The organism is Paenibacillus sp. Soil766 (assembly GCF_001428105.1).
GTDB lineage: Bacteria > Bacillota > Bacilli > Paenibacillales > NBRC-103111 > Paenibacillus_E.
In genome coordinates this window covers 2,501-22,913 of record NZ_LMSJ01000018.1, presented here as the reverse complement: position 1 = coordinate 22,913, position 20,413 = coordinate 2,501, and the positions used below count along the sequence as shown (strand labels likewise).

20 protein-coding genes (1 of these 20 only partly in view) are annotated in these 20,413 nt (G+C 44.0%); 18 read left to right on the top strand and 2 right to left on the bottom strand.

The window, feature by feature from the left end; genetic code table 11:
* Window positions 1–47 precede the first annotated feature (47 nt).
* From ASG89_RS14685 to ASG89_RS14645, 9 genes are all read left to right on the top strand, one after another.
* Window positions 48–1,718 carry a glycerol-3-phosphate dehydrogenase/oxidase gene (locus ASG89_RS14685; protein WP_057311466.1) on the top strand — a complete coding sequence of 557 codons (1,671 nt, stop codon included), beginning with the start codon at window positions 48–50 and terminating at the stop codon, window positions 1,716–1,718.
* Window positions 1,719–1,742: 24 nt separating this feature from the next.
* On the top strand, window positions 1,743–2,504 hold the full coding sequence (locus ASG89_RS14680; RefSeq protein WP_082593234.1) for an MgtC/SapB family protein: 762 nt from the start codon (window positions 1,743–1,745) through the stop codon (window positions 2,502–2,504).
* 280 nt (window positions 2,505–2,784) lie between these two features.
* Window positions 2,785–4,098, top strand: a complete 1,314-nt coding sequence (locus ASG89_RS14675) for an ABC transporter substrate-binding protein (RefSeq protein WP_057311464.1) — start codon at window positions 2,785–2,787, stop codon at window positions 4,096–4,098.
* 86 nt (window positions 4,099–4,184) lie between these two features.
* Window positions 4,185–5,129 (top strand): carbohydrate ABC transporter permease, encoded by a 945-nt coding sequence (locus ASG89_RS14670; protein WP_057311463.1) that lies wholly within the window; start codon window positions 4,185–4,187, stop codon window positions 5,127–5,129.
* 10 nt (window positions 5,130–5,139) lie between these two features.
* Window positions 5,140–5,970 (top strand): carbohydrate ABC transporter permease, encoded by an 831-nt coding sequence (locus tag ASG89_RS14665; RefSeq protein WP_082593231.1) that lies wholly within the window; start codon window positions 5,140–5,142, stop codon window positions 5,968–5,970.
* A 14-nt stretch (window positions 5,971–5,984) separates the two neighbouring features.
* Window positions 5,985–7,001: an SGNH/GDSL hydrolase family protein gene (locus ASG89_RS14660; protein WP_057311461.1), complete on the top strand. Its 1,017-nt coding sequence runs from the start codon at window positions 5,985–5,987 to the stop codon at window positions 6,999–7,001.
* A 2-nt stretch (window positions 7,002–7,003) separates the two neighbouring features.
* Window positions 7,004–7,762 carry a glycerophosphodiester phosphodiesterase gene (locus ASG89_RS14655; RefSeq protein WP_082593258.1) on the top strand — a complete coding sequence of 253 codons (759 nt, stop codon included), beginning with the start codon at window positions 7,004–7,006 and terminating at the stop codon, window positions 7,760–7,762.
* Window positions 7,759–8,889, top strand: a complete 1,131-nt coding sequence (locus tag ASG89_RS14650) for a hypothetical protein (RefSeq protein ID WP_057311459.1) — start codon at window positions 7,759–7,761, stop codon at window positions 8,887–8,889. Before ASG89_RS14655 ends, ASG89_RS14650 begins: the two co-directional genes overlap by 4 nt.
* Before the next feature lie 75 nt (window positions 8,890–8,964).
* Window positions 8,965–9,660: a glycerophosphodiester phosphodiesterase gene (locus tag ASG89_RS14645; protein WP_057311458.1), complete on the top strand. Its 696-nt coding sequence runs from the start codon at window positions 8,965–8,967 to the stop codon at window positions 9,658–9,660.
* A 90-nt stretch (window positions 9,661–9,750) separates the two neighbouring features.
* Here the strand turns inward: ASG89_RS14645 and ASG89_RS14640 are convergent, their stop codons facing one another.
* Both ASG89_RS14640 and ASG89_RS14635 read right to left on the bottom strand, forming a co-directional pair.
* Window positions 9,751–10,437: a response regulator transcription factor gene (locus tag ASG89_RS14640; RefSeq protein ID WP_057311457.1), complete on the bottom strand. Its 687-nt coding sequence runs from the start codon at window positions 10,435–10,437 to the stop codon at window positions 9,751–9,753.
* Between the two features lie 18 nt (window positions 10,438–10,455).
* Complete coding sequence (locus tag ASG89_RS14635) at window positions 10,456–11,601, bottom strand: sensor histidine kinase (RefSeq protein ID WP_057311456.1); 1,146 nt, start codon at window positions 11,599–11,601, stop codon at window positions 10,456–10,458.
* A 299-nt stretch (window positions 11,602–11,900) separates the two neighbouring features.
* On the opposite strand from ASG89_RS14635, the gene ASG89_RS14630 reads away from it, so the two are divergent.
* The 9 genes from ASG89_RS14630 to ASG89_RS14595 form a co-directional block, all read left to right on the top strand.
* Entirely contained in the window at window positions 11,901–12,254 is a 354-nt protein-coding gene (locus ASG89_RS14630; protein WP_057311455.1) for a helix-turn-helix domain-containing protein, read from the top strand.
* 67 nt (window positions 12,255–12,321) lie between these two features.
* On the top strand, window positions 12,322–12,885 hold the full coding sequence (locus tag ASG89_RS14625) for a DUF6155 family protein (protein WP_057311454.1): 564 nt from the start codon (window positions 12,322–12,324) through the stop codon (window positions 12,883–12,885).
* A 160-nt stretch (window positions 12,886–13,045) separates the two neighbouring features.
* Window positions 13,046–14,659 carry a glycosyl hydrolase family 18 protein gene (locus ASG89_RS14620; protein WP_057311453.1) on the top strand — a complete coding sequence of 538 codons (1,614 nt, stop codon included), beginning with the start codon at window positions 13,046–13,048 and terminating at the stop codon, window positions 14,657–14,659.
* 179 nt (window positions 14,660–14,838) lie between these two features.
* Window positions 14,839–15,015 carry a hypothetical protein gene (locus tag ASG89_RS14615; RefSeq protein WP_235549766.1) on the top strand — a complete coding sequence of 59 codons (177 nt, stop codon included), beginning with the start codon at window positions 14,839–14,841 and terminating at the stop codon, window positions 15,013–15,015.
* Window positions 15,016–15,095: 80 nt separating this feature from the next.
* The gene (locus tag ASG89_RS14610; protein ID WP_235549765.1) at window positions 15,096–15,266 is read left to right on the top strand and encodes a type II toxin-antitoxin system RelE family toxin; all 171 of its coding nucleotides are present in this window, start codon (window positions 15,096–15,098) and stop codon (window positions 15,264–15,266) included.
* Between the two features lie 139 nt (window positions 15,267–15,405).
* A complete protein-coding gene (locus ASG89_RS14605) occupies window positions 15,406–17,424 on the top strand; it encodes a TOTE conflict system archaeo-eukaryotic primase domain-containing protein (protein WP_057311450.1) in 2,019 nt (672 codons plus the stop codon).
* A gap of 128 nt (window positions 17,425–17,552) precedes the next feature.
* The gene (locus ASG89_RS36415) at window positions 17,553–17,717 is read left to right on the top strand and encodes a hypothetical protein (RefSeq protein WP_157276665.1); all 165 of its coding nucleotides are present in this window, start codon (window positions 17,553–17,555) and stop codon (window positions 17,715–17,717) included.
* A gap of 200 nt (window positions 17,718–17,917) precedes the next feature.
* Window positions 17,918–20,065, top strand: a complete 2,148-nt coding sequence (locus ASG89_RS14600; RefSeq protein WP_057311449.1) for an ABC transporter transmembrane domain-containing protein — start codon at window positions 17,918–17,920, stop codon at window positions 20,063–20,065.
* Window positions 20,066–20,195: 130 nt separating this feature from the next.
* Window positions 20,196–20,413: the start of a hypothetical protein gene (locus ASG89_RS14595; protein ID WP_057311448.1), read on the top strand. The gene runs 424 nt beyond the window's last position; 218 of the gene's 642 nt are visible here — the first part of the coding sequence; it begins with the start codon at window positions 20,196–20,198; its stop codon lies beyond the right edge, outside the window.

Genomic DNA, 20,413 nt, shown 5'->3' with positions numbered 1-20,413 from the left:
CGCATTCTTTTCTATGGAGGGTTTTTTATATTCGGGGGAGAAGGACGATGAGACCGACGTTTTCGGCACAGAGCCGTATCGAGATTCTAAGAAGCATGGCACAGCAGGAATTGGACGTACTAGTCATCGGAGGTGGGATTACCGGAGGGGGGATCGCTCTGGATGCGGTCACTCGAGGTATGCGAATCGGCCTTATTGAGAAGAACGACTTCGGTTCCGGAACTAGCAGCCGTTCAACGAAGTTGATCCACGGCGGGCTTCGTTATTTGAAGCAAGGCGACGTGAAGCTCGTGCAGGAGGTTGGCAAAGAACGGGCAATTTTGTATAAAAATGCTCCGCATCTCGTTATTCCGGCCCCTATGCTTCTTCCCGTGTATAAGGGGGGCACGTATGGTTACCTCGCCTCTTCGATCGGACTGTACATTTATGATTGGCTCGCAGGTGTAGCGCGCAAAGAACGTAGAAAAATGCTAGGGCGCAGTCAGACTGTCCGTCAAGAGCCTTTGCTAAAACAAGATGGGCTCAAAGGTGGCGGGCTTTATTTCGAATACCGGACTGACGATGCGCGCTTAACGATTGATATTATGAAAACGGCTTATGCACGTGGTGCTCAAATTGTAAACTATTCCGAGGCCACTGATTTTATTTATCGTGATGGCAAGGCGGTTGGGGTCGAGGTTACTGATCGCATTAACGGGCAACCATTTCAAATCTATTCGAAGCACATTGTGAATGCAGCAGGGCCATGGGTAGATAAGATGCGTCAAATCGATAATTCTTTGAAGGGGAAACGATTGTTTCTGACCAAAGGCGTCCATCTTGTTGTAGATTACGTGAAGCTTCCCGTCAAACAAGCAGCTTATTTCGATACGCCGGATGGTCGGATGGTGTTCGTTATTCCTAGGGGGAAGTCGACGTATATCGGAACGACGGACACGGCATTCGAGAAGTCAATAGATAACCCGCGAGCGACGAAAGAGGATCGTGACTATATCATTCGGGCTGTGAATGCGATGTTCCCGACTGTCAAACTTACAATTGACGACATTCGTTCACATTGGGCCGGTCTACGACCACTTATTTATGAAGAAGGCAAAGGACCTTCCGAATTGTCCAGAAAAGATGAGATTTTCGTTTCGGACAGTGGTTTGATCACGATTGCTGGAGGTAAATTAACCGGATTCCGTAAAATGGCGGAAAAGGTCACCGACCTAGTCGCGCAGCATTTGGAACGTGGGGATGGCAGGAAATTCCCCGCCTGCAGTACAGACGCTATCACGATTAGCGGCGGTGAGAACCGCGGTGCCAACTTCCAAGACTGGAAGCAGGAGATGCTTCGCATTGGTAAGACGCAGGGCGTAGACAGATCAACGATGCAGGAGTGGATCGATACCTATGGCACGAATGCGTTGCAGATATTGGAATATCTCCCTATCGCGAAGCAAGTAACCCCTAATCAAGAGCTGCAGTTCATCCATGCCCAGTTACTTTATGCGATGGAGGCAGAAATGACAGTCGCAGCAGCCGATTTTCTGCGTCTTCATACAGGCTGGTCGTACTTTCAATTGGAGAAGGCGGAGAAGTATGCCGATATCGTCCTCCAAATGTTAAGCAGCTCCCTATCCTACAATGCGGATCTGAAGCAGAAGCAAATCGCTATGGTCGAGTCGTTATTCCAATCGATTTACGAGTTTCCTGCGAATGATCATGCGATTTAAGCACCTTGAAAGGAGGTGAAGAGTATGGCCGCTAGCGTGTGGCATATTACTCATTTGGATTTGACGATTCGCATTTTGATGGCTGTATGCTTAGGTGGACTCGTTGGGTTGGAGCGGGAGTGGAGCAACCACGCGGCTGGCTTACGGACGCATATTTTGGTTTGCATCGGCTCGACAGCGATCATGCTGTTATCCATCTACGGCTTCTCCGAGTTCGTTACTGAAGCGAACGTGCGGATGGATCCTGCCCGTCTGGCTGCGCAGGTCATTAGCGGGATCGGCTTCCTAGGCGCAGGTACGATTATGAGAACGGGTTCTACGGTATCCGGGCTTACAACGGCGGCTTCGGTTTGGGTCGTTGCAGCCATTGGTCTATGCGTAGGAGCAGGTTTCTATTACTGCGCTGTGCTGGCGACTATTATGGTTTTACTTAGCCTATTTGTTCTGAATAAATGGGAAAAGTTAATGATGCGGAACCGGCGGACGCAAGAGGTGGTTATTAAGATCGTCGATAAACCAGGGGTTTTGGGTACGATTGCATCTCAATTTGGCGAGCAAGGCATCCAGGTCGTTAATGTGCAGATGAAGCCTGAAGGCCAAATGGAGATATCAGGCGTATCGGAAGGGGTGATGGAGCTTCGTTTTCATTTGAAAAGCGGCTATTCGGAGGCGCTGTTGCAAGCGATTGATCGTATTTTGAAATCCAGCCATATTATTTCATTGGAATCCAAGGGGGTACAACTGAGCGGCGGTGCGTCCCGTGTGAATCAAACCTACGCTTTGTAAAACCGGTTAAGAATACACAAGTTGCTTCTAGGTGATAATAAATTTGTTGACATTAACCCTAGATATATGCCATACTCTCACTAAAGAAAACGCTTTATTCTCGTTCAAAACGATTGGGTGCGGAGATCATTGAGACAGCCCAAGAGACGAACGGACCGTGCATGAGTGTGCGGCCCTTCTGTTTCTTGCCTGACTTAATGCTCTCCTTTTTATGCTTTTTTCGTAGACGAACGGCAGCAATCAATGAAAATTTGCTTTAATCCAGAGAGGGGATTTGTATATGAAAAGTAAAAAATGGTTAGCTACACTAGCAACATCTTCTTTGTTACTAACAACATTGACGGCCTGCGGCAGCAGCGGTACGGAGACAACCAAAGAAGTAGAGGTTCCACCAGCTGTGGAAGATACCACACCTGTTACAATCCAGTATTGGCACTCCCACGCAGAAGTTCAAATGGGTGCCGTGAATGATATGATCGCCGCGTTCCAGAAGAAATACCCTTACATTACGGTAGAAGCTGTATTCCAAGGGGGTTATGCTGATTTGCAAAAGAAACTTCAGGCGGCTATTGCAGCGAAAGATGTACCTGCTGTGACTAACGTCGAAGTATCGGCGCTTCCGAGCTTTGCAGACAGCGGTGCATTCGCAGATTTATCCGGATACATCAAACGGGATAAGGTAGACATGAACGACTTCTCACAAGGGATGCTGCAAGCGTATTCATATGATAAGAAACAATTCGGCTTCCCGCTGATCGTCAGCACGAGCGTCATGATTTACAACAAAACTATGCTGGATAAGCTAGGCGTGCAACCTCCACAAAAGTGGACTGAAATTGAAGAGTTTAATAAGAAAGTCGTCGTTAAGGAAAACGGGAAAACTTCTCGTTTCGCGTTCTCTGTTCCAGGCTGGGATACGTGGTACATGGACCCGTGGATTTCAAATGGAGGAGGCTCCATTCTTAACCCTGAGCGTACCAAAACGTTGCTGGATCAGCCTGACAGCATGAGATGGATCCAGAACTTCAACAAATGGTTGAAAGAAGGCTCCATTCACATGGGTTACGGTAAAGGTGCATCGGATACGATGAGACAGATGTTCTTGGATGAGAAGGTGGCCATGGTACAGCATACATCAGCTGTATTGAAAACGTACTTGCAGAATGCGAAGTTTGAAGTTGGTGTATCCTTCATTCCTGGTGATAAAGAACGCAAATCACATATTGGTGGAGCAGGAATTGTCATGATGGAAGGTGCGCAAGCTAAACAGAAGGAAGCTGGTTGGAAGTTTATCAAGTTCATGACAGATGCGGAGCACAACATCAAGTGGGCTGAAGGAACTGGTTACCTGCCAACGCATAAATCGGTACTGAATACCGATGAAGGTAAGCAATATTTTGCTAAGCTGCCACAATACAAAGCTGTATTTGATAATTTCGACAACGTTGTAGGACGTCCGCAGCACCCAGCTTATCCGGAGTTCAGCAAGAAGTATATGGAAGTCGTAGGTAAGATGATTTTGGAGAATGCAGATCCAGAACCGACGATGAAAGAAGCTGTGAAAGAAATCAATGCCATTTTAAGCGAAAGTTAATCTATAAGAATTAGCTGTAATGTCGTGTAGGAAGCTGAGGTTTTCTACACGACAGTTCATTTAAGTAAGTTGAAAGGGGATACGCCATGAATACGGACAACAAGCCGGGCCAGATTCATCCAGAAGTTGGCGGTATCGTGAGAACACGTTCTCGTTCCCGTTGGATAGAATACTTGAAAGATTTCTCGTTTGCCATACCTGCATTAGTCATCTTGATGGTATTCATTTATTATCCGCTGGTTAACTCGTTGTATATAAGTTTTACGAACTGGAATATGACGAAGCCGACGAAGAAGTTTATCGGATTCGATAACTATGAATATTTGTTAACCAGTAAGACCTTCTATAAGGTACTTCAGGTTACATTCACCTATACGGTAGCGGATGTTTTCTTAACACTTGGAATTGGCTTGCTGCTTGCCTTGTTATTTAATTACTCCTCGCGCACATTCAATTTCATGCGTGCCATTATTTTCATGCCGCACTATGTATCTATGGTTATTGTCTCTATGATCTTCTTGTGGATTTTCAACGGTCATTACGGTCTGATGAATAACATTATGCAATGGATAGGACTCGAGCCTATTCAATGGCTTACGAATACGAAAACAGCGCTGTGGGTGCTGGTTGCCGTTGGGGTATGGAAAGGCGTCGGCTTTACGATGATTATTTTCATTTCCGGGTTAAGAAGCATTCCAGTTGAATACTACGAAGCTTCAGGTATCGATGGGGCATCGAAGTGGACGCAATTCTGGAAAATCACGGTACCGCTTCTTTCACCGACAACGTTATTCCTTGTCATTACCCATTTCATCTCTTCGATGCAAGTGTTCCAGTCTGTTGACGTTATCACGAACGGTGGACCGTTAGAATCGACCAAAGCGATGGTGTACTGGATCTATGAAATGGCATTTACGGATTTCAAAACAGGCCGCGCATCAGCCTTAGTGGTTATCTTCTTCTTTATTATTATCTTGTTAACCATGGTTCAAATGTATGTGTCTAAGAAGAAAGTTCATTACGAAGGGTAGGTACAAGAACATGACAAAACCGTTGCTCCATACTACCCGTATCGGTATTGCCGTTATCATTACGCTGTTGATGTTTTTCCCGATCTATTGGATGCTGATTACCGCTTTAAAAACACCGGCCGAGCTCCGGGTGTCATCTCCGACATTTTGGCCGGAAAAGGTGATGTGGGAGAACTTTGCCACGGCGTTTAAAGCCATTCCATTTTATCGGTTTACGCTGAATACGGTTATTCAGACTGTGGGGATTGTTTTTCTACAGATTAATATTGGTCTTATGGCAGCCTACGCTTTTGCGAAGGGGACATTCCCAGGTAGAGACAAGTTGTTCGCACTCGTACTCGCGGCGCTTATCGTACCGGAACAGGTTGTATTCGTACCGGTGTATGTACTGATGTCGAAGTTGAACTGGATTAATACGTATTACGCGCTTATCATTCCGCATGCTGCATCTGCTTATGGCATTTTCCTCCTCCGTCAAATGTTTCGCTCGATTAATAATGATGTGATCGAGGCAGCGAGGGTGGATGGTGCGAATCGAGTTCAGGTGTTGTACAAAATATTAACGCCGATGGCCATGCCAACGGTATCTACTTTAGCCGTTATCAGCTTTATTAGCAGCTGGAATTCTTATTTCTGGCCGCTCATTATGACGAATTCGAACAAGATGCGCGTGTTGACTGTAGGTATTTCCATGATGCGGGATTCGATTGCTGGGGATGAAGCATTAAATATGCATATCATCATGTCGGCGAGTGTGCTGATTATCTTGCCGATCGTCGTATTGTTTATTTTTGCACAGAAATACATTGTGGCTGCAATGGCCAATTCCACCTTTAAGTAAATCGGAGGTGACCTATGCAACCAATAGATATGAGTGAATGGGATATACAAGGTGCCGTATCAATTGAGCGTTTGCCAGAAGGAATCAAGCCGTGGCGTATTCCCTATCAGGACCGTGCCTTGTTTGTCCCAAACGCTATCAATGGTAAATCGGAAGCAACAGCAGGTGTTCGGGTTGTTATGATCAGCAATACGACGGAGATAGCCGTTGAGTTCTCCTCTGGTAGGGAAATGGTGATGGATTGCGTAGTTGACGGCGGTCTACTTGCAACCGGCAAAGCATCGGCAGAGGAGAACCGAATTTACTTCACCGCTCTTCCAGAAGGAATGAAACGTATTGAGATTTACTTACCGCCTACAAGGCCAGTTTGTTTGACGGGGCTCTTCATCGATAATGATGCAGAATATCGGAAGTTTCCGGATGAGAGACTCCGCTGGATTGCCTACGGCAGTTCGATCACACAGGCAGAAGCTGCGGAGAGTCCGTCTCAGACTTGGTCAGCCATCGTGGCTAGGCAGATGGATTGGAACTTGACTTGTATAGGGTATTCAGCCAATTGCCATATGGAGACGATGGTTGCTCGTATGATCCGGGATATGAAGGCTGACTTCATATCCTTGTGCCTGGGTATTAACATCATGGGCGGCTCGAGTTACAGTACTCGTACGTTTCTAGCTGCTGTTGTTGGATTTGTTAAGACAATTCGTGATCGACACGAGAACACTCCGATCCTCTTACAATCACCTATTTATAGTAGAGATCGTGAGGTTGTTCCGAATCGGGTAGATATGACGCTTCCTCTGTTCAGGGAGCAGATCCGGGATGCCGTTGAGCTGCTTAGGCAAGCAGGCGATAATCAGCTGTATTATCTTGACGGATTGGACGTGATCGGGGAGGCTGATTCCGACCATTTGCCCGATTTGCTTCATCCAGATGCAATGGGATATAAGCTCATGGCGGAGCGCTTCGAGGCTGCCATCGAGCGGATTCCAGAACTAATGACTTGCTTAACGCCTAGGAGGAATGTATGAATATGACGCAACCATCAGTATTAGTAATCGCTCATCGTGGAGCTAAGGGGGAAGCCCCGGAGAACACGCTCGGCGCTTTCCGCCTCGGAATTGAACAGGGCTGCGACGCCATCGAACTGGACATTCATTTATCCAAAGACGGTGAAATTATCGTCATTCATGATTTCACTGTAGATCGAACAACAGATATGAAGGGTGTTGTGCACGAGATGACGCTCTCTGAGTTGAAGCAGGCCGATGCCGGTCGCTGGTTTAACTCACAATACGAAGGTGAACGGATTCCTACATTAGAGGAAGTGTTCGACCTTGTTCCGCCACAAGTGATGATTAATGTAGAGATCAAAGATTCTTACGACCGTAAGCTCGAGCCAGCACTGGCCGAGCTCATGAAAAGGAAAGATCGCGTGAATAATGTGGTCGTCTCTTCCTTCGATCACAAAAGCCTTCTCTTCCTAAAGCTTTTGCTGCCTGAAGCGAAAATCGGGCTCTTGTATGAAATCAATCCAGGAAACCACACCAGTTTGGCGACAGGACTTGGGGTGCCCGTGTATTCCCTGCATCCTAGTTTTAAAAGGATTAACCAAGAGGATATACGCGATGCCTTAAGTAAAGGAATTCAGGTGTATCCTTGGACGATTAACGACGAAAAGAAGATGAAACAAGCCATCGAAAGAGGCGCCTCAGGTATAATTACCGATTTCCCTGGTAAATTGCGCAAGATTTTGACAGCGTGGAGACAGCCTATAGGGGGGCAAGGATGAGTAGGTTCCACTTCTCTTATATGATGGTTGTGTTAGGGTTGATCGCTGTAACAACGGTGGGCTGTCAGAAGCCGACAGCGACTTTAAATGCTAAAGAGATTCCATCAGCGACACCGATCGAGGCAATTGCTACTCCTAAGCAGGTGAACACAATGACGGGAATAACCCAAGAAGAAGCGGGCATCAAGATTCGTGTCGATATGCCTGAAATCAAAACATTCCTTGAAAAGAGCAAGCAAGGACCTGTTATTCCAGCATTGAAGCAGAATGCAATCCCGCAAGGTATGGCGTATTTGGAAGAGAAGAATTGGATATTGGTTACTCATTACCGTGAGGACGGTAAGCCTAGCATTATCTCGGTTGTTGATGAGAAGAGCGGAGAGATGGTCAAAGCTCTTGAGATTTATAAGAACGAGACTACACCTTATACAGGTCATGCAGGCGGTGTTACCGTTAGCAACAAATACATCTGGATATCTTCAGAGAGTAACGCCTACTATTTCCCCAAGGAAGATCTCTTGAAAGCGGATAAGGCTGGTAAAATCGTCTTTAAAGGGAACGTTCAAACCGATACGCGCGCCTCATTTAATGCTTTTGCTGACGGTATATTATGGGTTGGTGAATTTGCACAAGGCGCCAGCTATCCGACGGACGTTTCACATTATATGACGAACCGGGAAGAAAAGGAGCATAAAGCTTGGGCTGTCGGCTATAAGCTTGACCCTTCGACAGACTTGCCGAGTGCTTCCAAATTGCAAGCGTCGGGGCCGGTTGTACCCGATATGATTCTTTCGCTGCCAGACAGTGTGCAAGGGATGTATCTCGACAAGGGCAGCATATGGCTCAGTCAGTCGTACGGAAGAAACAGTACTAGTGACTTAACGCGATATAAGAACAGTTTGTTGGATAAGCCGCATACGGCGGTAAAGCTCGGACAATCTGAAGTGCCTGTGTGGTTTTTAGACAATAAGAACAAGATAGAGAAAATGGAAATTGCACCGATGGCTGAAGGCATATTCAAATGGAAAGGTATCATGTACATCTTATTTGAATCAGGTGCAACCAAATACAAAACTTCCACGACCTATGCTTTAGAGCGAATTTATATGCTGCCCTGGAATGACTAAGCCATAGTGGTCGGTTGTCTACATTTGCGTTATGATTACAAGGTATATACGATAACCGGAGGTGGACAACGCGACATGATCACTGGCTTAGCTCACAGGGGTTACCCAAAAAAATACCCGGAAAACACGATATTATCATTTCAGGCAGCTTTAGATTTGTCCTATAGTCATTTGGAGTTGGACGTGCAACTCACGAAAGACGGAGTGCCTGTTGTCATTCACGATACAACCGTGAATCGAACAACGAATGGTACCGGCCGTGTGGCAGACTTCACCTTTGAGCAAATTCGGACATTGGATGCTGGCGGAGGTCAGCAGATTCCAACGCTGGAGGAAGTTCTAATGCTAGCGAAGGGAAAAGCTCACGTCGATATCGAACTGAAACAGAGCGGGTTGTTGTATCCAGGTTTAGAGGAACAAGTGCTGGAGACGATTCGAGTTGCAGGGGTTCAGGAGCAAGTGTTCGTAACTTCCTTCGACCATTACGCCATCGCTCGAACAAGGGAACTGTCTAGGGATATTCAAGTAGGACTCGTCCTTTACGGCGCAACACCGGCGGTATTCCCATTTGCGAAGGAAATTAATGCGAAGTATGTGTCTGTGAAACATATTTATTTAACGGATGAATTTGTTCATCGCTGCGATGAAGCGGGCCTACAATTGATTGCTTGGACAATCGATGATGAACAAGATATGAGGAATTTGCGGTCGCGTTATTCACACATCTGGGCATGCACGAATGAGCTCGAGAGATGGATTACCATATTTTAATATGCAAATAGAGGAGCTCACAACGATGTTGTGGGCTCCTCCATTTGTATGGTGAGACAATATTCCGTACCCCGTATAGATCCACGATCCCTACCGATCATTCTCGTGCAAATAAGCAATCGTTTCCGACCGTCCAGAGACATTCAGCTTCTTATAAATAGCACTCAAATAATTCTTCACAGTCCCCGTGGTTAGAAACATGTCAGAAGCGATGGCTTGATTCGACTTCCCTTGTTTCAAATTCCTCAGAATGTTCCGTTCCTGCACAGATAAGCCAGACAGCTTGTTATCTTGTTGTTGCGTTTCAATCGGTTGCAGGTTTTCCTCCAATGCCTTTTCTTCGTGTTCCTCTGAGGAACGAAGTGCTTGGACAAGGCGCGGTTGAATACTTAGCGGGTAGGTAATGCCACCATCTAAGCACACCTGAATGGTTGAGAGTATTTTTTTCGTCTCGACGCCTTTCACTAAATAACCGCTGGCACCGTGACGTATCGCTTCCCATATGTAGGCTTCATCCTCAAATGAGGTTAAAATGAGTACCTTAATCTCCGGAAATTGGGCTTTGATTTGTTTGGTAGCCTCTAAGCCATCAAGCTTGGGCATATGGATATCCATCATAACGAGCTGAGGACGATGCAACTGTACTTGTTCAATTGTGGCAATGCCATCCCCCGTTGTAGCTACGACTTTATATCCTTCTTCCATACCTAGAATAGCTGCTAATCCATCGCGGATAAGGGGCTGGTCGTCTGCGACAAGGATGGTTGTTTGAGACAATTCGATCACTCCTTCCGATCATTTTCGACTGAAGGGTATGACTATATCTAGCGTTACTCCGCCAGATGCACCTTTGTTACGTATGGACAACGTTCCCCCAACATCTTCCACTCGTTCTTTCATCGCATTTAGTCCGTAGCCATAAATAATGTGGATCGGTGAATGACCATTATTGGATAAAACGAAACGAAGAACTTCCTCGTGATAGGTTAGTGAGAAGTGGAAATAGGTACTTAGGCCATGGCGAATGCCATTAGTCAAACCTTCTTGTAGTGCACGGTAAATCGTGATCTCAATCATAGGTGTCAGATCAAGCGTCATGGTGTCGATCGTATAGGCGATTTCCACGTTAGTTTGCTTTTTGGTATCATCGATCAGCCTAATAAGATCAGGTATGAAGCAGTGATCGGGAGAGCTTTCTCGCAACACATGGACTGAACTTCGTACATCATTTAGCCCTCTGAGAATACTTTCTTTCGTACGTTCAATCATCTCTTTGGCAATGGGATACTGGCCTTTCTCCAAAGCATGCTCTGCCGTCTGCAACCCGGTTAACGCAGATGTCAGCGTATGTCCAACGGAGTCATGAATGTCGCGGGAAATTCGCGTCCGTTCTTGTAATTTGGCCTTCTGCTCTAGCGCAATAGAGGCAATTCGCAGATGTTCATTGTCGATAGCCAACTGATTCTTTTGTTGAAACGCGATTCTAGCAAGCAGGCTCATTCCGTAGATAGCAAAGAAATCAATCACTCTAGGAATAATCAAATAGATGTCCTCAAAGGGGGGAAACTGACGATAGATCATGACGCCTAGTAAAACACAAACATAAGTGATGATTGTAAAGATAATCGCATGCTTTCTACCGTGATGAAAGGTAAATTCGCCAATGAGAATTAAGAGGTAAATTTGTGAGAAATAACTTTCCGACCAAACACAGATCACAAGCGCCAAGGCTAGTTGAGCGTATAAAAACTGGAAACCTCTCTTACTATGCAGAGCAATCTTTAGGATGTAATCCCTCATAAGGACAGCAGCAACATACGTGCATGCTAGCAGCAGTAGTCCAACCGAAAATTTACTCGTATGAAACAAAAGTGAGAGTGTTGCGCCCATCACGATGATATTCAAAGTGAGCGTCATATTTTTATTTAAATGTACATCCATATCTTTACCCTCAAATACATGGCTTTATTTACCATTCATTTTAGCATAAACATGACTTAAGTCATACATAGAACGCATAAGGCGTCGAAAAAGTTGCACATCTAGTGAACTTCTTCATCTTGGATAGGTCTTTAGTAGCATCTATAATGTAGATAAAGGAATGATGGAATTTTAAGGGAGGCATGTCCAAATGTTGATGATTTTATGGAACTTACTAGGTGGCATTCTTCTAATCTTGAGTTTGTATTTGCCGTTGAAATCATTGTTGGAACGTAACCCTGAGTAGGAGGGAGTACGACTTGAAAGAAGACTTGCATCAGAGGAAAAATGAGGATATGCATGTATTATGTAGCACTGATTACGAGCGAATGAATGAGTTTCTAATTCAGGAAACCGGTAGTTCCATGGATGTATTTTCGAATAGGTATCAAATTACGAAGCGAGAGTCGGAAATTTTCCTGATGGTCGCTATTTATGGTTTTTCCAATCACGAAATTGCCGAACGTTGCAGAATCAGCGAAAAAACGGTCAAGATTCATCTTGCTAATATAATGAACAAAGCTGGCATCAGATCGATGCGGAAATTACTTTCGCTGTTATTCAATCATGTCCTTTACTTTCAGGAAAGCAACACGTTAGCGGAGAAAAAGTAGCTCATTTGAAATCACTTTTTGATATAATAGTGGACAAAGATCTTTAGAAGAAAGGAAAGAGATCAACATGTCCAAGATTTCACTACCAGAGCTTAAGAAACAACTCAAAACGTACAAAGCTGAAGAGCTAGTATCTATTATTGTAGATTGCTATAAATCTAGTGAGGATGTCAAAAAATATATTCACATGATGCTAGATCCTGAACATACAGAAAATCAACTGTTTGAAGCAGCGGAAAAGAAGATCTTAATTCAATTTTATCCTGACCGTGGTGAGCCCAAACTGAAATTTGCAGATGCTAGGAAGGCAATTTCTGAATTCAGTAAGCTCAGCAATAATCAAGTTAGAACGATCGAGTTAATGATTTACTATGTCGAGTTAGGTGTACAGATGACCAATGACTACGGGGATATGTACGAGTCTTTTTATAATAGTATGGTGTCTATGTATCAATCGGCTGTTCAAAAAATCGCTGAAGATGATAGCGGTGGGCGATACCATTTGTTCCGTGAGAAATTAATGCTTATTATTGAAAGAGCTGGGAATGTAGGCTGGGGATTTCAGGATGGACTGGCAGATGTCTATTACAGGCATGTCGGCGGATTTGATGAAGATGAAGATGAAGATTGAGTTCTAAGGAATATACGCGAACCGTCCACAATCACACCATGTGATGGGACGTTTTTTCATTTTAACGTAACTAATCACCAGCCCAATGCGTCTATTACTATGTTGCTATGAAACTAAATCTAGCAATCGCAGATATAGAGGGAGAGGGAAGACGAGATTTATGTTGAAAAAGACAATTTTATTCGGCACGCTGTTTGTTCTATTGTTTGCAAATACTGCTTTAGCCTACGATGTACAACTCCAGCCCTTCAAGGATGAGGAACAAGACTACGCCAAAGATCCGATTTACACACTATCCGCATTAGGTATAATTAATGGCTACGAGGACCAAACTTATCGTCCCAATGATGACTTGTCTAGAGAGGCTTTCATTAAGTTGCTCGTTATGGCAGGTAAAATAGAGAGTAAAGCCGCTCTTGGGGGTATCCCCGCTGATGTAACGAAGGACCGTTGGTCGGCACCTTATATTGCTGCTGTCTACGAACGTAAATGGCTAGATAGCTTACTAGATCAGGAGGGCTTACTTCATCCAGCGCAGCCAATCACGAGAGAAGAAGTTGCTATGCTCGTAGGGAAATCGTTGCTGGAGTCTGAAAGTGAAACGGCTCGTCAACAATGGCTGACCACGGATTGGAAGAAAGAGCAAGTAGTTAGACGTTTTGCGGATAATTCAACTTTGAGTGAGGCAATGAAACCTTATGTGTATTACGCAGCGCATCGCGGTATTATGGAGGGAGATCAGACAGGATTCAACCCGAAAGAGTCTTTGATCCGTAAGCAGGCAGCAGCCGTTATCTATCGTTTGATTGATAAGCGAATTGCTGAGCAGAAGATCGATTTCACAGGGTATTATGCCCTCACTTCCTATCCTGCGATTAAGCAAATGAATAAGCTTTCCCATGTCATTTTTGGTTGGTCTAACTTGTCATACAGCGCCGCTGGAACAGCTTCATTGAACATCAGCTCAACGGTTAATCGCGTGCCAGATGGTTATGAAGAGGTCATTGCTACTGCGGATGCTGCCCAAATCACGAAGGAACTGATGGTTTTCTATGATGGCGCTAATTTAAAAGACTTCCTTCAAGATGAATCAGCTAAAAAGACCTTTATTGCATCATTGCTCAGTACTTTGAAAGATCCAGCCTACTCGTTTACTGGGGTAAGTATTGATTTTGAAGGATTGAAGGAAGCGGGAAGTGCAGCAGGCTATACCCAATTTCTTCAGGAGTTGAAAAGTCAGTTAGGTTCACTTACGTTTTCCGTAGCTGTTCCGCCGATTTATTATTACAAGGGTTATGATTTAAAAGAAATCGGTGAACTAGCGGATTCGGTCATCCTTATGGCTTATGACTTTACACATAATGAAAGTCTATTACCGTCAGCGCCTCTGCCATTAGTGAACGATACGGTGCTAACCGCACTGCAATCCATACCGAAGGAGAAGCTTGTCCTTGGTATTTCCAAACAAGCTAATCAGTGGATTACTCAATCAGGTGTAACCGGACCTCCCCTTATACCTGCCACCGCTGCTGTTGAGAAAAGGTTGGCGATGCCTGGTGTGAATACCACATGGGACATGCCGTATTTCTTGAAGAAAGCTTCGTTCGCAGACGATCGGGGCAGTCATGTCTTGTACTACGAAGATTCCCAGAGCATAGCCAAGAAGATTTGGCTCGCCAAATTCTATGACCTGCAAGCTGTTTCTTTATGGTTTATGGGCAACTATACGGCATCGGATTGGGAGCGAATTGGAGAGCTGGCGGCGAAACAATAGAGAGTATAAAGGAGCTGGGTTTATGACCTAGCTCCTTTTCGATTTAGTGGCTTTCTGAATGTAAGCGTAGTGAGTGATTAGATATCTTTGCTGTTATGTTATAATGGAAACAGTAATTAATTGAACATATTCCTGAACAAGATGCAATTGAGGTGCTTGACTTCATTGGTTACTTGAATATGAAACGAGAACGTGAAGCAGCTCAGTATTTGGATATCGAAGCACTCTCTAGAGATGAAGAATTAATTCGACAAGTTCAACACAGCCGCGAAGATCGTGATAATAGGCGAGTTTATGACCAGCAAGCAGGGCTCGATTACCTCCGTGAGATGTATACTGGTCTCAAACAGCGCTAAATGAGCTAGCGGGCATATTGGCATATCCATTAGAGGTAAAGGAACGAATCTATTTAGAGTCCTATAAAAGACTTTCCTTCATGCCAACTCTTACCGCAAAACAAATATCGTTTGGTAAATTAAAAGGCTATTGGGCAAGGCTTGGTCTTTATCAAGTCATTCTTGTGTTTGAAGTAGATGAAGATAACTTGGTTGTTTGGATAGATGGAATTAAGCATAAGAGAGAAAATATTTATTGGAAGAAGAAATGAAGGGTCGAATATGATCTGAAGCAAGCACTTTATTAGCCATCCACTATCACAACTCTCGTGATTGGATGGTTATTTTATTATTTTTTAACTTATGCCTATGCTAAACTAGCTTTACAAAGTTATTTCCTCCGGAGGAATTATGAGTGATCTAGCCAAGCAACTAGAGAATGCCCTGAAAGAGATTGATCGCTTGATTCATGAGAATCAATTACTGAAGCAGAAGCTTGAAGAATTATCAAATGACGATTCTCCCTACAAGTCTTCACCTGAGCTAATCAGTGAAGTTCCTGCTGCACTTGAGCGCTCACGTTCAGGTAACGGCGGGCATATATGGATATTTTTTGAACAACCAATTGAAGCTAGTGTTGCTAGGTCGTTAGGATGTGCGCTAATTACTAAAACGATGGAGAATCGACATGAGCTTGGACTGGACTCCTACGATCGTTTATTTCCTAATCAAGATACGCTACCGCGAGGGGGATTTGGAAATCTGATCGCTTTACCTTTACAAGGAAGTCCTAGGAAAGAAGGGAATAGTGTTTTTGTTGATACCAATTTTAAACCATATGAGGATCAATGGAGTTTCTTAGCGGGATTAAGAAAACTGAGTTCAGCGCGGGTTGAGAATATCCTACAAGAACTAACGAGGAACTCGAGTGTTTTAAATGTAGGGAACTGGGAGGAAATTAGTGAGGATAGACCGTGGGATATGCAGCAAGTACAGTTTGATGATGAAGAAATGGGAATAGATTTGCCTTCCAAGATAAAGTTGATTCTTTCTAATATGGTCTATGTTGAAAAACATGGATTATCAAGTAGAGCAATTAACAGGATTAAACAACTTGCCTCCTTTCCCAATCCTGATTTCTATAAAACACAAGCGATGCGATTGCCTACGTATGGAAAACCACGAGTGATAGGCTGTGCGGAGGACTTCACTAAACATCTTGCTCTTCCGAGAGGTTGCTTCCATGAATTAATCAAGTTACTGGAGAAGAATAACGTTGAGTATGCAATATCCGATGAGAGGAATAGTGGAGCAGATATAGAAGTTCAATTTAAGGGGCAACTCTCGGTACTTCAAGATACTGCAGCGAGATCCATCTTAGCTCATGATACGGGGATTCTTTCAGCCACAACAGCTTTTGGGAAAACGGTAGTTGCAGCTTCTATTATCGCATCCAGAAAAGTGAACACGTTGGTGCTTGTGCATCGTCGGGAATTAATGGACCAGTGGAAGGAAAGGATGAGCACTTTTCTAAATGTGAATATCAAAGATATTGGTTTGATTGGTGGCGGTAAGGAGAAACGAACAGGCAAGATAGATATAGCGGTCATTCAAAGCCTGAATTATAAGGGTCAAATTAAAGATTATCTAACAGAGTATGGACAAATCATTGTAGACGAGTGCCACCATATCTCGGCTTTTAGCTTTGAGCAGGTGTTAAAAAAGCCAAATGCTAAATATGTCGTTGGCCTTACGGCTACCCCTACCAGACAGGACGGGCAGCAACCAATTGTGCTGATGCAGTGCGGTCCAATACGGACTCGAATTGATGCGAAATCACAAGTTCTAACAAGGGGGTTTGAACATAAAGTAATCCCAAGATATACATCTTTTCAGTTACCTGCCCTTACAGTAAATCCATCTATTCAATCTATTTATCAGCTCTTGGTAGATGATGAGAGTAGAAATGAGCTGATTTTTAACGATCTGTTAAAATGCTTGAATCAAGGCAGATCACCAATCCTTCTCGCAGAAAGAACAGCACATGTTGAATATTTTGAAAAGAGACTTGAGAAGTTTGCAAAAAACGTCATTGTATTACGCGGTGGTATGGGTAAAAAGCAGAGAGAGGAAACAAGACAGCGGATTGCAAGTATTCCCGACACAGAAGAGCGAGTTTTTATTGCTACGGGTAAATTGATTGGGGAAGGCTTTGATGATGCTAGGTTAGATACCTTATTTCTAGTTCACCCCATCTCATGGAAAGGAACCTTGCAGCAATATGCTGGAAGATTACACCGTTCCCATGCAAATAAAAAAGATGTTCAGATTTATGATTATATCGATATCCAAGTGTCGATTCTCATGAGTATGTATAAGAAAAGAATAATGGGATATCGTGCCATGGGATACAGCGGCATGGAATTGTAGACAAGCAGAAGAAGTGGAAGAGGGACGCACCGCGACTCTCCTATTTTTATACCAAAACCATCTCCCGCCTAGCACATCTAACCCTCTACTATCATTTAGTATAAAAGGAGTAGTAGGAGGTAATGGTTATGTCATCAGATAAGGATGAATGTGAGACACCACACATTTATGTCACCAATGATTTTCTGCCGCAGTTCATTGACGCTAACTCCTTTGTTCTAGTCGTAGTTAGTTTAAATGCTTCAATACCAATTCAGTATTCAGCTTTCAAATGTGGCTTTTCCACCGCCTAGTAATCCGAATCCACTCGTTTGTTTCATAGTAGTGGAGAGAAAAAGGCTTCGTCCAGTTCCAATGGATGAGGTCTTTTTTTTATTAATAAGGTTAATTAAATCGTTCCCGTGCACAAATCAGATATGCTAAACTATAGGTAAAATGAACTATTTCCTCCCATTCTAACGACCGACTCTACGAAAAGGCGCTGAAACCCGCGATGCTTTATTTATACAGATCCGTCCTACGATATCTAGCAAATAGCAAAAAAATATTCACCGTTTTCATAATTGCACTCTTATTTGAACTCAGTTTCGAGTACTTTACGTCATTAAGTATTAAATATTTAATTGACGATGCCATTACACCACGGAATATGACCATTTTCTTTGGTCTTCTCTTAGCACTTCTCATTGGTGGTGTCTTGAACTTATTGATTGGAGTCGGCGGCGATTACGCGATGTCCAAATTAAACGAGACGATTCTCATCGGGCTGCGCAAAGATCTCTACGAACAGACGCAGAAGCTTTCTGCTCATTTCTTCTCACGCTATCGAATTGGGGATATTGTTGCACGGTTCACCATGGATATTCCAGCGGTGGAGCATGCGATGATGCAGACTTTTTCAACGCTTATTCTGGCTAGTCTCAGTATGGTGGTGGGGACGGTCATTTTGTTTGTTCTAGAGTGGAAATTGGCGCTTGTTGCGTTCGTCGGTATTGTCTTCATGTTCGTCCCGCAAAAACTTCTCAATAAACGCGCGCAGCGCTACAACGAGGAGTACGTTGGCATTGTAGAGTCATTTTCTAATAATATGGATGAGGAAATGAAGGCATTTAAGGTCATTCGAGGCTTTCAACTGCAAGAATCTATGAAAAATAGGTTCACGAAGCAACTGCAAGTCTGGTTTAGACTCGGTGTTAAGAGGAGCTTCATTAATTCCAATCTGGAGAGACTTCCAATCATGGTGTTATCCGTTATTAACGTGATTATTCTTGGTTTAGGGGGCTATTTTACGTTCCAAGGAACCATGACCATCGGGGATTTAATTGCCTTTTACTCGGTTTTCGATACGGTTGGCGTGTCCGTGATTCAATTCATGGAGGTCGTGCCTGATCTAATTGAGGGTGAAGTCGGAATACGACGCATTAATGAAGTACTCGAGATCCAGCCCGATCTGGAGGATGATGAGCAAGCTTCCCAGAATCCTTCTTTGACCAACGAAATTAAGTTCGATAACGTTACCTTCGGCTATACAGAGGCGCACCCTGTTATTCATGATCTAACCTTATCCATTCCAGTGGGTAGTTATGTAGCTTTGGTGGGGCCAAGTGGTTCAGGCAAAAGCACGTTGCTCCAACTGCTCATGCGTTTCTATGATCCGCAAAAAGGCTCTATTCAAGTGGATGACCTTGATCTCCGTAAAATTCAATTGTCTTCGCTGCTAACGCAAGCTGGCGTTATTTTTCAAGAACCTTATCTGTTTAATACGACGATACGCGAAAATCTACTGATCGGTCATTCCGATGCCACCGAGAAAGAGCTTCTCGAAGCGACGCTTGCGGTCGGCGTTCATGAGGCGATTATGCAAATGTCGAATGGCTATGATACCTGGATCGAAAATGATGGAGCCAATCTGTCCGTCAGCCAACGACATAGGATCTCAATCGCGCGAGCTTTACTACGTTCGAATGAGCTCACATTCATGGACGAAGTCGCGGCATCCTTAGATCCCGAGTCAGAAATAGCACTGAATGAGACCATCTCTCGTGCTAATCAAGGTCGTACGGTAGTTGCTGTTTCGCATCGCTTGAAGACCGTTTCACATGCGGATCTGATCTATTTCATTCAAGAGGGGAAAGTCATCGAATACGGAACGCATCAGGAATTGCTAGAGCGCCAAGGGGCCTACCACCGACTATGGCAAAAGCAACAAGGCTTCCAACTATCCCAAACGGGTGAAGTTGTTATAGAAGTCGATCGTTTAAGACAGATGCCATTCTTTGCTTATATGAATGAGGATCTGCTGCACGAAATCAAGGACTTGGTGATGACGGAAAAAATAATGAGCGGCCAACATGTTTTCCGACAAGGTGAAGCGGGGCATAAATTGTACATCATTGCACGTGGCAAAGTGGAAGTGGCGAAAAGGAATGCCCAAGGCGAGAACATAAGGGTAGCTGTTCTACAAGATGGAGACCATTTCGGTGAAATCGCATTGCTGAAGGATGCGCCTCGTAATGCGAATATCACGGCTTTGACGGAGTGCACGCTTTTGACGCTAACGCGGAAGCAGTTGATGCCGCTTTTGGATCGCTATGAGGATATGAAGGCGAAATTGAATCAGTCGTTGAGTGAGAGGAGCTAATGGTTAATGACTCCCAAAACGGTCATATCGGACCTGCCAACGAAAACCTACACAACACTTTCCCAAAAGCAGGTCATCCTTTATAATACTTTGCAAGCATATTTATCAGTGCATTAGGAGGTTCATATACATGGAATTAATAGAAACATACAAGAGGTATAGACAAAATCAAGTGGGAATTCACACGAAAGTATTAGATAATCATGTCCATGCAGGTGAAATCAAAGAGTCTGCGAAAATTCTAGGCATTCTTAACAAAGATCGAGTGGTACTTGAATCATCTGCGGAGCAAGACGCGGTTTATGATTTTAATGTTTACACAAAAATTCGAAGTGGAAAAAGTTCGCT

Coding starts and splice junctions, on each gene's coding strand:
- ASG89_RS14685 (WP_057311466.1), top strand. CDS start 48: ATGAGACCGACGTTTTCGGCACAGAGCCGTATCGAGATTCTAAGAAGC.
- ASG89_RS14680 (WP_082593234.1), top strand. CDS start 1,743: ATGGCCGCTAGCGTGTGGCATATTACTCATTTGGATTTGACGATTCGC.
- ASG89_RS14675 (WP_057311464.1), top strand. CDS start 2,785: ATGAAAAGTAAAAAATGGTTAGCTACACTAGCAACATCTTCTTTGTTA.
- ASG89_RS14670 (WP_057311463.1), top strand. CDS start 4,185: ATGAATACGGACAACAAGCCGGGCCAGATTCATCCAGAAGTTGGCGGT.
- ASG89_RS14665 (WP_082593231.1), top strand. CDS start 5,140: ATGACAAAACCGTTGCTCCATACTACCCGTATCGGTATTGCCGTTATC.
- ASG89_RS14660 (WP_057311461.1), top strand. CDS start 5,985: ATGCAACCAATAGATATGAGTGAATGGGATATACAAGGTGCCGTATCA.
- ASG89_RS14655 (WP_082593258.1), top strand. CDS start 7,004: ATGACGCAACCATCAGTATTAGTAATCGCTCATCGTGGAGCTAAGGGG.
- ASG89_RS14650 (WP_057311459.1), top strand. CDS start 7,759: ATGAGTAGGTTCCACTTCTCTTATATGATGGTTGTGTTAGGGTTGATC.
- ASG89_RS14645 (WP_057311458.1), top strand. CDS start 8,965: ATGATCACTGGCTTAGCTCACAGGGGTTACCCAAAAAAATACCCGGAA.
- ASG89_RS14635 (WP_057311456.1), bottom strand. CDS start 11,601: ATGGATGTACATTTAAATAAAAATATGACGCTCACTTTGAATATCATC.
- ASG89_RS14625 (WP_057311454.1), top strand. CDS start 12,322: ATGTCCAAGATTTCACTACCAGAGCTTAAGAAACAACTCAAAACGTAC.
- ASG89_RS14620 (WP_057311453.1), top strand. CDS start 13,046: ATGTTGAAAAAGACAATTTTATTCGGCACGCTGTTTGTTCTATTGTTT.
- ASG89_RS14615 (WP_235549766.1), top strand. CDS start 14,839: ATGAAACGAGAACGTGAAGCAGCTCAGTATTTGGATATCGAAGCACTC.
- ASG89_RS14610 (WP_235549765.1), top strand. CDS start 15,096: ATGCCAACTCTTACCGCAAAACAAATATCGTTTGGTAAATTAAAAGGC.
- ASG89_RS14605 (WP_057311450.1), top strand. CDS start 15,406: ATGAGTGATCTAGCCAAGCAACTAGAGAATGCCCTGAAAGAGATTGAT.
- ASG89_RS36415 (WP_157276665.1), top strand. CDS start 17,553: ATGTCATCAGATAAGGATGAATGTGAGACACCACACATTTATGTCACC.
- ASG89_RS14600 (WP_057311449.1), top strand. CDS start 17,918: ATGCTTTATTTATACAGATCCGTCCTACGATATCTAGCAAATAGCAAA.